The sequence below is a fragment of the Pedobacter sp. G11 genome (genome assembly GCF_003860265.1).
In the GTDB taxonomy this organism is placed as follows: domain Bacteria; phylum Bacteroidota; class Bacteroidia; order Sphingobacteriales; family Sphingobacteriaceae; genus Pedobacter; species Pedobacter agri.
In genome coordinates this window covers 3,542,516-3,556,518 of the sequence record NZ_CP034190.1, presented here as the reverse complement: position 1 = coordinate 3,556,518, position 14,003 = coordinate 3,542,516, and the positions used below count along the sequence as shown (strand labels likewise).

Below are 14,003 nucleotides of genomic sequence, written 5' to 3'. Positions count from 1 at the left end.
AATCAGAAACAGATTTAGGCAAAATAAATAGCTAATCTGCTTAATTATGTTCAATTTAAACTAGCGGTAACTGATGCTATTTAAAGCAATTTTTAAACTTTGATGGTTTTGTTTCTCAGAACATTCCTCACACAGAAAGAAATTTTTAAAGCCTTCATTTCATGTTTTTAAAAAAACCGGTAGACACTTCAGTTTCTAAATATTGATTTTTTTCTTCAAAACTTTGATATGATCCATATTCTCAGCTCTTATCATGCCAAATAGCAAATAATAAATTCATGCACATGATCTCATGATTCTTAGATGCTCATGCTAAAATATCAAAACTTTGAGGTTGGTTGAGCAAAAAGCCGCTCAACCATTTGCTAATCATAAATTACTTCAAATGTGTTTAAATTAATAACTATAGAATTAATGCTATATTTTTTACCTAACACCCTTCAGCCAGCAGATTGAACTTGTTAATATTTTGCAGTTATTAACTAAAAAAGATACATGCACTAATAAGTGTTCTTTGTAATTTTATATTTCTAAATCATAACCTATCATATTAAGGTAGCGTACCTGACAAGTTGCTAATTTTAAAAACGACTTCAGAGACTATTAAATTCATCAAGAAATGAACAAAGGAGCATCATCAAAAATTAAAAGCAAACTATATCATATAGCTTCTTTCGCACTTATAACCCTCGCATTTTTTAATACTGCTGATGCGCAAAGCGGAGATCAGATATTAGATGGTATCGGGGAAACAGGATTAAGCGCCAGATACATCTTTGATGGCAATTTGAAAGACTGGTCGAGAAATAAGTTTCATGGGACATCACTACCTGGTGGAGTAAATTTTGTTAATGATGCCCGTTTTGGAAAAGTACTTTCACTTTCTGGTGATGCTGACGCCTTTATTAACTTACCGGATGCTGCTTTAAACGATCTGGAGTCCATAAGCCTATCGGGCTGGATTTTTCTTCATTCTAAACAGGCGGGCCAGCCTGTGTTTGACTTTGGCATAAATGGCACTAAACACTTTTATACCCTCACTACCTTAAAGAATCAGACTGCCGGCTTAACAACCGCTATTGTTTCTGAGAAAAATCTGATAACTGCCGTCTCCCCTTCAACTGAACTGAACAACTGGATTCATTTAGCCGTTGTCATTGACATTCCCTCCAAAACATTAATTACTTATATCAATGGAAAGCCAGCAGGACAGGCGGTTGATTCGATTGTCGATCTATCTGAAGTCATTGCATCGTCCCAGTCGAAAGATAAAAACAAACTTTACATTGGCAAATCATTCATTAAAGGAAGCCCTAATCTAAATGCCAGGCTACATGATTTTAGAATTTATCGAGTTGCGTTGAGTGGTAAACAAGTTGACGGCATTTTCCGTAATGCCGATCAGGGCAGTAACGGCCAGGTGAGCACTACCTCCAAGCCTGAGGATGATCTGCCTCACTTCGCCATGAGCCAGCCGCAACTTTACAATGCTGGCTTGATTAGTGTTTCAGATATTACGGTAAAGACCACTGTTGGTACACTTCCGCGTTTACCTGCTTTCATAGATGCCGTTTACAAAAACAATGCGATCGGACCAAAAGTGCGGGTAATCTGGCCAACGCCAATTGATAACTCTTCCGTTTTGAAACCAGGAACCTATAGTGTTACAGGTCATATCCCCGGCACCAGTTTCAAACCAAGAGCTACGGTGAGTATCGAAACATTGTCATCAACATCCCCACCAAAGCTGAAACTTACTGCTTTTAAGCTTAATCAGGTTACGTTAAAAACAGATGCTGACGGTCATGAAACTAAATTTATAGAAAACAGAGATAAATTTATCAATACGCTGGCGAAAACTGATCCGAATTCATTTTTATACATGTTTAGACATGCTTTCGGGCAAACACAACCTGATGGAGCTCAACCGCTCGGCGTTTGGGATACAGAAGACACCAAATTACGTGGCCATGCAACCGGTCATTACCTTTCTGCAATCGCTCAGGCTTATGCCGGAACGGAATACGATCCGGAATTACATAAAAATTTTGCAAATAAAATGGATTATATGGTAAACACCTTATATGATTTGTCTCAACAATCTGGAAAACCTCAAAAAACAGGAGGAGCTTTTAATGCTGACCCTACAAAAGTACCAGTTGGTCCCGGAAAAACTGATTTTGATTCAGACTTAGCAACAGGGAGCATACGCAACGACTATTGGAATTGGGGAACTGGTTTTATCAGCGCTTATCCGCCAGACCAGTTTATTATGTTGGAACGGGGTGCAAAATATGGTGGTCAGAAAAATCAGATATGGGCACCTTATTACACCCTGCACAAAATTTTGGCAGGCCTGATAGACGTTTATGAAGTGAGTGGAAATAAAAAAGCATTAGCCATAGCAACAAATATGAGCGACTGGGTATTTGCCAGATTAAATCATTTGCCTCAGGAAACTTTGATTAAAATGTGGAACACCTACATCGCTGGTGAATATGGCGGGATGAATGAATCCATGGCGCATTTGTATCAAATCACAAAAAAACCCGAGCATCTCAAAACGGCACAATTATTCGACAACATTAAAGTGTTTTATGGCGATATAGCTCACTCACACGGCCTGGCTAAAAACGTCGATATTTTTAGAGGCTTACACGCCAACCAGCACATTCCACAAATTGTGGGCAGTATAGAAATGTATCGCGCTTCAAACAATCCGGAGTATTACAAAATTGCCGATAATTTTTGGCATAAAATGATCGACGGCTACATGTATAGTATTGGAGGGGTGGCCGGTGCACGGAATCCTGCAAATGCCGAATGTTTTATTGCCCAGCCAGCAACCCTGTATGAAAATGGTTTCTCAGAAGGTGGACAAAATGAAACCTGCGCCACTTATAACATGTTAAAATTAACCGGAGATCTTTTTCTTTATGATCAAAGCGCAGAATTAATGGATTATTATGAACGTGGTCTGTACAATCATATCCTGGCTTCAGTAGCCGAAAATAGTCCGGCAAATACTTACCATGTTCCACTCAGACCCGGATCATTAAAGCAATTTGGCAACCCTGATATGACCGGTTTTACCTGCTGCAACGGTACAGCGATAGAAAGCAGCACCAAACTTCAAAATTCAATCTATTTTAAAAGTAAAGATAACCAGGCGCTATTTGTGAACTTATATGTTCCATCGGTTTTGGATTGGACAGAAAAAAAAATACAGATTGAACAGATAACGGATTTTCCGAAGAAAGATGAAACCAAACTGATCATTCGGGGAACAGGAAAGTTTGATGTCAATGTACGTGTACCAGGTTGGGCAAGCAAAGGTTTCTTCGTTAAGATAAATGGTTTAACACAAAAAGTTGATGCTAAACCTGGTAGCTACATCAAATTAAGCCGCAACTGGAAAAACAATGACATCATTGAGCTGAAAATGCCATTTACCTTTTATTTAGACCCGGTGATGGATCAGCAAAATATTGCCAGTTTATTTTACGGACCGATTTTATTGGCAGCACAAGAACCAGAATCCAGAAAAGACTGGCGAAAAATAACGCTTGATGCAAACGACATCAGTAAAAGCATCAAAGGAAATCCTGAAAACTTACAGTTCACGATTGGTAACGCTGTTTTTAAATCATTTTATAATACCTACGGCCGCCACTCTGTTTATTTAGATGTAACGTTGGAATAAGCTGTCAAAAAAAGGAAGAATTCTCGACTAGAAATGGGCTGATCAATTACTCAAAAGTTTCTATGGGCAATGTCGCCGTAAAATGCTTGCGATAAACTAACATTCAGTGCGCTATCTGATGCACAATTAAATATAACAATAATGTATCTGAACATGGTTTGGGATAATTCAGAAAGTCATTCAATGAATGGTGCAAGCTTTAAAGGATTTAAACAGGTATACATTCAACAGGAATGACCAGCCTCTATAGGCAGACGAATGGATCCTGATATTTTTTTAGGTCGTTGGATTAAAATGGGACAATGTATTAAAACAACTCCATGATAAGATGAATACCATGATTTATATCTGTCACTCTTATTTATCGACTTTCATTGAAATGAATTTACAGATTTCTTCAGACTGAATCGTCAACGCAATAAGTTAGAATGGAGCGCCCTCATCTTAAGTAAAATCTGTATATTAGTGTTAACCCTATTAAAGCCTTCAATGATATCCTTATTTCACGTTCAATAATGAGAAAGCAGCTTTCTTGCATCATCGTTGATGATCAACCGATTTGTATCATGCTAATGACCACCCTGGTCAAGCAATGCAGCGAGCTAAACTTAGTTCAAACATTTACCGACCCGCAACTGGCAAGCGCATACATCAAGGACAATCATAAGATTGACGTCCTTTTCACAGATGTCCAGATGCCGGAAATATCAGGGATTGAACTCGCTGCAGAAGTGTACCAACAGGTGGAACATGTTGTATTTGTGACCTCCAGTCCAAAATCAGAAATCAAAACTGAAAAACCCCTAAAATGGTATTACCTCCCGAAACCCGTTAACATTACTGATTTGAAAAAGTTGCTTTCAGATCTGACTCGCAATAGCCGTCTATAAATACCTGAATCATGTTTGTTTTGCAAGCCAAAAAGCATTAATCCGTAAACATTAAACCAAGCAAATTATCAACAAATTAGCGAGTTTTAGAATTTGTTTTGCTCTGCTACTTTCAAGATCATCGACAGAGCGTGCCCTTTTATTTAAGTTACTGTTTCCGATCTTATACATCAGGATTAGTCTAAATTTCCTGATGTCATTATATCTAGTTCCGAACTGATTGATGCCATTAACTGTTCCGTAATAATAGCGGTGACTCGTTTTGAATAGATCTACCACTCCAGCGGTAAGTGCTAAAGTACGCTTCAGAAATGCAGCCCTTAAATTTATGTTGATTGCGTAATAATCATCATTTTTAAACCAATTGGACTGGTCTGGAAATTGATACCAAAACACCATGTTCGACATAAGAGTCCTTTTTTTATTGATCATAAAGGTGTTATCTGTGGATAAATAACTGCTTAGACCTTTTAATTGAGATTCTAAAAGTACTCCGTTTGATTGAGATTTATAGTGATAAACGCTGACTTGATTTGTACTCTCCCACCAGTTCTTTGGAGAAAACTGATCGTTTCACTTATTCCTATCTGCTTTGTTGGACTATAATTACGATACTTGTTGGATTGTACATTGGTATTGGCATCTAAAAAGGTAAGCAAACTAAATCCATCCCTTAAAAAACTCGCATATATATTTGTGTTAAAAATATCCTTAAAATTATAACCAAGCTCAAGACCTTGAAGACCATAACTAATATACTGTTATCCGGGAATAGAATCAAAACCAAGTTTCCTGTAACTTTCAAATTGTCCTTCAGTAAAAAACTGATCTCCGGTAGACTCTTGTGGGAATTCGTTGTTATTGGCATGATACTCATTTACATCCACACTTTCTTGGGAAGAAAGCGAGGATTTAAGATATACAAGACGAGCAGGCTTATCAATGCCAGGATAGTAGATATTCCCGGAGACGATGTGGGTTTTGGTACGGCCGGTGCTGGTAGTTCGCCAGATTAGGGGATCAATATTGATCTCGATTTCCACGCCAAAATCAATCCTGCACCTGCGGACCAAATTGGCTAGTCCTTCAAACGTAGGTCCACTGTCCTCCTCGGCATCACACAACATGATATAGCTGCACCTCCTCCTGATCAGCTCATACACACCCATATTATCAAAATGCCCCCCGTCACTCAAAGAAACGTATTCCTTATTGATATCTGATTTACCTAAAAGATCATATATTAGATAGCCAAGGCCAACCTCAGGGTCCGATCTTTTCCACTTTCCAAGTCTTGGATTTCCGATCCATTTTCCCAAACGGACATTAAATAATGTCAGCAGAAAAGCTGTTGGAGCTGAAGAATGATATCCCATGCTAGGATTAACTGCAGCTCCAGATATTGCCATAGCAGAGCCAATCGTTGGACCGTTAGGTTCAGAATACCCTATTGTCTCCCGATAGCCATATTGAAAAACTCCCGTACTTGAGCCCGCTGCTGACCGGGTAGTACTAAAATCATACCCGCAAAATTTTGGGGTAAATATGAATGACTCTGCCATACGATCCTGCCTATCAAGTTCTGATACTGTTGTGGAATTCATCGTCGTATTTATAATGGGATAAGGCCCTGCATATCCTCTGGAGGTGGTAAACCTGCTGATCGCTAAATCATCCTTATCGTCAAATCCCGTGAATTCATTTGCCGTTTTCTTTCTCGACTCACGTTTTCTGGAAGCCCCGAGATAAGCCCTGGTTAACCGGTTGCGGTAAAAATGGTAAAGTGAAAATTCATTAACCCCGACTGTGAAACTAAGAAGTGCCGTGATAATAGCGAGGATCACTAGAAACTTTAGATATGGAATGCAATTTTCTTCAGTAGCATGATCAGGAATATCGAGTTTTTCACGTAACAGATCAAAGACTGTTGATCCGATCATTAAAAAACCAACTAAAAACAAATACGGTGCTGCCCTGACAAATACATCTTTAATGCCCCATTTGTTATTGGCTTTATCTCCTTTCTCATCTGAATCGAATGCCGTTTTGACTGCCCAGCCAACTATAACAGACCATCCGCCTACTAAAGTCGGAAAATTAAGGAAAGATATTTCTTTTACAAATTCGATAAATTTGTCCATTATCAATCCGCATGAAGCAAGCAAAACCCACATAAGAACTACCCTATGCATGACTGCTCCCATTCTGCCCCACCACTCCCTTCTTGAATCAGGAAAGAAAACACCCATCAATGCCATCCTAGTAATAACCAATATCGCCAAATATCCCATTATAATGGCCGGACCAAAAATAAAAATCAGTTTATGATGATAGACATCGTCATTTTCACTAAAGTCCCTAAGTAAATCAAAGCTATTCCAGCTCAGTGGAATTAGTAATGAGGCTAATTTACTTGTTGCCAAAGTGGACAGCAAAATCATGAAGATTAATTTGCCTGATATTTTTTTTGTCCAGCTATGGTATTTACCTAATATAGCTATCACTGACATACCAATGAGAACAGATATGGCCGCCGCATTTTTTATTCTTTCCTGAAAACCCTTATCTTCAAGTATTTCGTCCAGGTTGGTCTTAAGCCATGAACTCACGATTAAGCTAACTGATCCGGTGAGCAATCCAATAAGCAGAGGAAGGTTTTTATTAAACCTACGCAGATAATAAATTTCATCCAGTTTGTCTGGATAATATCTTCTCAGCCCTATACTAAGTAGAAGTGCGGCAGATACCGTATAGGTTAAGGAAAACGACAAGAGTTGTCCTGATGAACTGATATCGTAATAGCCGTTTGAGAGCAACTTGCTATTCCAAAGTTCAAATGAAGTTGCAACAAAAGCGAGGGCAGTGCACAGCATCAGTAATAGAAGTAACTGATTGATGATGGTATTTCTCAGCCAGGTCAAACCCATGGTGATTGAATCGGTAGACATTAGTCCCATCATTGGCGCGAGATAATTGCTATACATTCTGAGCCACCGGATCGGTCGTACCTCATCCGCAGATGGATTATTGGATGTTCTTGGATTCAGGAGATCCATGATGGTATCGACTGACCCCAGGCGATATAGCCAGGTAATAAACCAGCTTCCAATATATCCGCCTCCAGAAACTGTTGAAATATAATCGAAGTGTTTAAGTCTGTTCAAAATGGCTAACTTCTGCAGTACACCAAGATTGAATGTTGCAGATCTAATACCCCCGCCAGAGAATGCTAATCCCCGAAGATCAGAATTTAAAGCCCTAACCAAAGGATCTTCATCCTTTGTCATTGGCATTTGCCTCTTCCAGACAATTTGCTCACCATTGGTTATTTCATCTAATTCAGGCACTGCGTTTTTTGATGAATTTGCCGGTTCGTCGGAATAGTCATCGGAGCTTTTCCATTTCTTTTCTCTAATAAGCGCAATTTCGTCCAGCTCAATATTGAAAAGGGTCTCAAAAGGGAGTGCGACATTATATTTTAACAACCGGCTATTTAGTATCGTTAGGTTTTCCAGACAGAGCAATGCATTGGTCCTTCGTTCCTCAGTCCACCACGAATCGTACTTGTAAAGTTGCCACCCGGACAACCGCTTTGCGCCACTACCCCAAATCTGAAAAAGAGGTATGTCTCTGCGCCATCTTCCCTTTTCATCCAAAGCCAAAATAACGAGCACTGGTATATACTCCAATAGGTAAGAAATGTTTTGACGAAGCCCGTTGTTCTTATACAATAAATACCGGAATTTTTCTCTGATATCATCTAAAGTCAGGCGTTGGTGGGTGGAATAGTTATGCTTTGTAAGACCACTAAAAGCTGCTAAGCGAAAAGCCTGGGACAGCGGTTTCTCACCAGGATTATGTTTTTCGAACAAATCCAGCTCTGATGGCATGTGGTGGCTTCTTAAAATTTCGCACAGTTTTCTGATTTGATCGAGAAAGATTGGCAGGTCTTCTAAACCGGTTTTGGTTGAACGCAGGATTTCGAGTTTGCGAATAACCGCATTTTCACGTCGCTGTTTTTCATTCGACCTTTCCAGATGAGTGTAAGTTGACGAAAATGTTACTAGAGCGTTCGGTAGTGCAATAAAATTTTCTTCCATTACCGGCCAGACTAGGCTACAATCTTCGTTGAGTGCCCTGCAAATCTCCTGATAGGTGACAAAAAATGAAACTGTTCGTGCGCTGAGATCGGTAATGATATCCATATTATAAATTTAGGATGATTTGAATTCTGGAAAATAATTGAATTATAATGTAGATTGCGCAAATCAAAACTTATTCTTAGCAGTTCCTTTTGGATTAATCTAGATCACCTGAATATAATTAGCCTCTGAATAAAAATGTAGATATCCTGAAATAAAAAAAGAAGCCACATCTACACACTTTTAATCAACCTCGTTTCCTAAGCTTTTGGACAGACCTACTGTTGTCAATCTAGTATAAAACTTTAATTCTTTAAGAGCTTTCTTGGTGATAATTTGACTATTTAATTGCAGCCCTGTTGCTAAACAGTTATTAGGTTATTTTTTCTTAACAATTCGATTCTTCCTGCCCTTGAGCTAAATTAAACTTTACGAATAAGCGATACAATACTAACTTTTTGGTATTTACGTGTTTAGGTATTGATAGTGAGTTTTTTTATGTATAAAAATTAAATGAAATACAAAAACAAATTTGAATGTATCAGTTCGCTTATGCTGTCGAAGAATAAGTGAACGATAAGACTTCCTTTACCATGGCTTTGTCTCCGAGAGTGTATTAGCAAAATGCCTATACTATAGATGGTCAATAATGTAGAAAGCATATTACTAAAGATGAGCTTTTCGGAGTCTAATATCATATCATATGCTCAGGATTGGTAGATGTGTAAATCAATCTCACTATTGAATATTAACAGGGGCAATGATTAGATCTCTTGATAAATCGTTTTCTTTACAAGTAGATAAAGGAAGCAGCTATTGCCTTTTTAGGCCGCCCTTTACCTGTGCCCTATCCGCATAATCCTCTCAGCTATTGACCACATTCTGGATCTCAGAGATAATTCCATATGCTTTTTTAGTATTCATTTGCTTAGCTACGGTGAGTAAACGCCAAAAAAAAAATTATGATACCAAGTGAATCTTCGTCTCAAAAGGCGAACGATTGGAAGAAAAAAATTCTTAAATTACTTAATACTAAGTATTTACAAAATACATTAGCAAGCTTATTTTTACTTAACCAAACATTCTCTACAGAAATATTTATTCTAAAAACTATCTCATGTCTAATCGAAACCCTATCTATGTGGACACTGAACCGGTGCGGACAGTCTTCAAAATAAATGCGTCGTATCAGCATCAAAATCTTAAGGTAACTGTTGAATACCTGGTTAAAGATGAAGGCTGGATTTATGGAGGAACCAATTATTTATTTTTAAACCGGGAATATATTTTTAAAAGTGATAGTATTGAGCCTGTTAAAGAGAAAATTGGGATCGTATCAAGTTTGAACGGTTCGGAATTTAAAGTAAAAAGTCGAATATTTCTTTTTTATCCGGCAGGTGGGGCCATCAAGGCACCGGTTATTACCACCAAAATAAGCTTTTTCATAGATGGGGATTTGCTTGAATCATTTGATTCGCCAAGCAATGGGTCCTATTTCACCTCTTTCAATTCATGGATAAGATTTGAAATGGTATGATGAGGTCATTTTTACTCATAGCTTTATGCATGACTATTCCGTGCAGGTTATGTGCTCAGGCAAGACCTGATATTACCCAACTAAAATTCGAAACATTAAAACTTAGCTCTGCCCCTGCTTTTATCTTGCTCGGTGTGGAACCGGAAAACATACAACGTCCTGGAACACCAACTAAGTTCATCACCGGTTTACAAAATTCGGTTACGGATAGCAAAATCCAGCCCAACCTGGCATTTGAAATCAGTCCATATTACATGACGCAAAAAACTGTTCAGTCCAATAAGATTAGATTTAACGCAGCAAAGTTTATGCTTGATCGTCCGGGATTGTTTGAAACAATTGCCAGAACGGCTACCGTTTCTATAGGTACATCAGTAATTTCAGAAAAAAGTTTCGGTAACCTTCAGAAAGGAACAGGCCTTGGTATTGGCATGAGGTTTCAACTGATTAGCGGAAATCCCAGTGATGCCTACAGAAACTTTAATTATTACTATCTCAAAAATCAGGCTATTGAACGAATCGAGGAGGCAGTAGACATTAGTGATGGAAGTTTTGACATTTCCAAAATCTTCGACGCAACAATAGAGACCTTTATCAATAGCGACCTTCAAGAGTTCAAAAACAACACGTTATCAAGAGCGGAAATCAGGCGACTCAGAAAGGAATTAAAGTCCCTGGAGTATGAGGCGATAAGCAGAAAAGGCACAAAAAGTGGTATTCCGGATGTGCTTCGAACCAAAAGAACTGAAGGTAATGGAATCATCAACAAGAGCCTGGAGATCTTAAATAGAAAAGCTACGCCGCTGGCCAAGCAAGGCTTCATGTTGGAGGTAGCAGCTGGGCAGGTTTATGTTTTCGAAGATGATGCTTTTAGTAGTGGCCGGCACGCTAAATCTGGAATCTGGCTTGTTCCCTCCTTCAGATGGGATATTGATAAAACAAATCCAAAGATGTCACTATTCGATATTATGTTTGTCGGCAGGCATACCTTAAATAATCAAAGTGCTGGCGTTGACCAGACCAATTATCTGGATGCGGGTAGTAAGCTGGCTTTTACCCGCCAGAAATGGTCAATGAATGTTGAATTTGTTTACCGATATGCCACTAACCCACGCGAGGGTTTAGTCAAAAACTACACTTATCGACTGGTAAGTGGACTAGACTATAAAATTTCTGATGCAGTAACCCTTAAGTTTAATTTCGGGACGAATTTTGATGGCAACAGCGCCACCTATACTCAGGCTAAGAAGATTTTTGCTATTGGCGGAATCAATCTGGGCCTAGTAAGTTTTAAACCAAATGCAGACATAAAATAACCCAAAATCATGGGAAAATATACCGATGAAGATGGTAATGAGATTACTAAAATTCAAAAATGGTTAGGAGGTTTTTTCTTAATACTTCTGAGCATCTCGACAGTGCTTCTGATTATAGGTCTGTGGCCTGATCGAATTCCAAAGGCTGATGAAAATTTTCAATCTTATTATAAAATAGCTTTATTTCACGTCAGGTTGATTCGGATCCCGGAAAAATTTCTAGACGAGGAAGGCAAAAAATGGTTAAGTCTATCACTTCAGGATGAGTTTAAAAATTTGAATGATAGCACTATTACAGTTAAAAAAACAGCACGGGCAGAAAACAAAGATTCCATAGGAAAAGACACGCCAGTAACAGATAGTGCTAAAACGGCATCAAAAACGCAGTCTATTGCCAAAAAAGAGGCTGATAATGTTCGGGGATGTCCAGATTCTATTCTCAACTGCAACAACGTCCTTGCAACGACGAGGGATAATAGATTGAACGATTTGATCCACCTCAATACGTTGCTACTGATACTGGTGGGACTAACCGGATTTATGGGCAACCTGATATATGTTGCAACCTCTTTTACGACTTTTTTGGGATCAGGCCAATTTAAACGCAGTTGGATGCTTTGGTATTTTGTTAAACCCTTTATTGCTTCCTCACTTGCCATTGTAACCTACTTTGTACTTTGTGGCGGCTTTTTAACGGTTAATAATAGTCCAAATAATCTCAATATTTATGGAATTCTTACAATAGCAATGTTAACAGGCCTTTTCACTGACCGGGCTACGTTAAAATTAAAGGAAATTTTTGAAGTACTGCTAAAACCTAAGGAAGATCGTCCAGATCCCCTGGTTGGAACACCTAAAATTGAGAGTATTGCGCCTGCCATACTCAGCCGTGATGGAGAAAACCTGATTACCATTACCGGAGAAAACCTTTTGAAGGAAAAACTTAGTTTCGTGCTGGATGATGTTCCAATTGAACCGAAAGTGAGTCAGAAGGCTGCCACATATAAATTTATGCTTAGCCCTGCACAACTTGCAAAACCAAACCTAAAATTGGTGATCAAAAACGAGAAAGGTGTTATACTTGAGCAACGAGAGCTTGCTGTTCCGCCTACAAACATATAAGTATTTTCGTATGAAAAAAAACACAGTATTCTTTCTTGGCGCTGGAGCAAGTGCTGCATTCGGTTATCCGCTCACCGGAGCCCTGATGGTGGAGGCCTGGAATAAACTCAAAAAAAACCCCAAGAAAAATGCCGAGTTGATAGACTTGTTACAATTGATTTACCCGAGGCTTGGAATTGATATCCATGAGCAGAACATTCCCGGAATTGTAGAAGTATTGTCCCTTATCGACTATAGTAGCTTTTACGGGATTCCTCCACATTCAAAAATAGGCAAGAATAAATTGCCTGTATTGAAAGAACTGATGATCAATGCACTCATCAGCATGCTCATTGACTACGACAATGAGAGTTGGGATTCGATGGATAGTATAGAAGCCATTCAAGAGGAAAACTTTATTGCGTTCAAAATGCATATCAAAAACGAACTTTCTCAAAACAACGTTACTTTCATTACAACCAACTATGACCTCACTATCGACATCATCTTAAGGGAGCTAAAAAAGATCGGGAAAATTGACTATGGCATTCCATATAGAAATTTCAAAAATGGTCATATTGTCAAAAGTCTTCAAGATGCCGGAATTCAATATTACAAACTTCATGGTTCACATAACTGGATGCGTTGCCCGATATGTGGCTTTTATTACATCAACCCATATGGATGTATATCCCATCAATACTTTGTACTGGAAACTACTGAACATAATACATGTGAATGTAATGATGACGAGAAACTTCAGCCAGTGATGATTGCCCCATCTACAATTAGAGATATCCGCGATCCCAATTTGCTTCAGATCTGGAACGCTGCCCAGGAAAGCATTAGACTGGCTGACAGTATTAACTTCATTGGCTATTCCCTACCTGCAGAAGATATTGCTATAAAATCAATGTTACTAAGGGGCCTAAATGCAAATCATAAATTTCGCAAGGGTAAACTGTCGGTAAAGGTTGTGCAGCAGTCAGATGCATCAAGAAATGCGTATGAAAACTTAATTACACGAGGTGAACTGATCTATATCAACGAAGGGTTGCAAAGTTGGTTAAAGGTTGTAAAATAATAATTTGAAGGATATACAAAAATCTTGGACATGAGTAAACAAATAGCTGGAGGTATCCGATTTGTGAGATATTTACAACACATGATTTGATATTGCTGAGCGGAAAGCATTCATTTTCACAACAAGATTATTTCACTTGAAAGCTTTAGTTAATTCGTGCTATTCGAAGACCCCTGATTTAATGCATAATGCCTTAATTAACCCTATTAGGCTTTTAAAATTGCCCAAAT

7 protein-coding genes and 1 pseudogene are annotated in these 14,003 nt (G+C 38.5%); 6 read left to right on the top strand and 2 right to left on the bottom strand.

Annotated features, from left to right (window positions below):
* The first annotated feature begins 619 nt into the window (after positions 1 to 619).
* Positions 620 to 3,703 carry a beta-L-arabinofuranosidase domain-containing protein gene (locus tag EA772_RS15410; RefSeq protein WP_124913985.1) on the top strand — a complete coding sequence of 1,028 codons (3,084 nt, stop codon included), beginning with the start codon at positions 620 to 622 and terminating at the stop codon, positions 3,701 to 3,703.
* Between the two features lie 515 nt (positions 3,704 to 4,218).
* Positions 4,219 to 4,593, top strand: a complete 375-nt coding sequence (locus EA772_RS15405; RefSeq protein WP_124913984.1) for a LytTR family DNA-binding domain-containing protein — start codon at positions 4,219 to 4,221, stop codon at positions 4,591 to 4,593.
* A gap of 51 nt (positions 4,594 to 4,644) precedes the next feature.
* Here the strand turns inward: EA772_RS15405 and EA772_RS15400 are convergent.
* Both EA772_RS15400 and EA772_RS15395 read right to left on the bottom strand, forming a co-directional pair.
* Positions 4,645 to 5,148 (bottom strand): annotated as a pseudogene (locus EA772_RS15400) (outer membrane beta-barrel protein); the annotation flags it as partial.
* A 206-nt stretch (positions 5,149 to 5,354) separates the two neighbouring features.
* A complete protein-coding gene (locus tag EA772_RS15395) occupies positions 5,355 to 8,798 on the bottom strand; it encodes a patatin-like phospholipase family protein (RefSeq protein ID WP_124913982.1) in 3,444 nt (1,147 codons plus the stop codon).
* Between the two features lie 1,054 nt (positions 8,799 to 9,852).
* On the opposite strand from EA772_RS15395, the gene EA772_RS15390 reads away from it, so the two are divergent.
* The 4 genes from EA772_RS15390 to EA772_RS15375 are packed head-to-tail and all read left to right on the top strand — an operon-like array spanning position 9,853 to position 13,773.
* The gene (locus EA772_RS15390; RefSeq protein WP_124913981.1) at positions 9,853 to 10,272 is read left to right on the top strand and encodes a hypothetical protein; all 420 of its coding nucleotides are present in this window, start codon (positions 9,853 to 9,855) and stop codon (positions 10,270 to 10,272) included.
* Between the two features lie 29 nt (positions 10,273 to 10,301).
* The gene (locus EA772_RS15385) at positions 10,302 to 11,588 is read left to right on the top strand and encodes a hypothetical protein (protein ID WP_124913980.1); all 1,287 of its coding nucleotides are present in this window, start codon (positions 10,302 to 10,304) and stop codon (positions 11,586 to 11,588) included.
* Between the two features lie 9 nt (positions 11,589 to 11,597).
* Positions 11,598 to 12,710, top strand: coding sequence for an IPT/TIG domain-containing protein (locus tag EA772_RS15380; protein ID WP_124913979.1), 1,113 nt, complete (start codon positions 11,598 to 11,600; stop codon positions 12,708 to 12,710).
* Between the two features lie 10 nt (positions 12,711 to 12,720).
* Positions 12,721 to 13,773, top strand: a complete 1,053-nt coding sequence (locus EA772_RS15375; protein WP_124913978.1) for a hypothetical protein — start codon at positions 12,721 to 12,723, stop codon at positions 13,771 to 13,773.
* Positions 13,774 to 14,003: the final 230 nt, after the last annotated feature.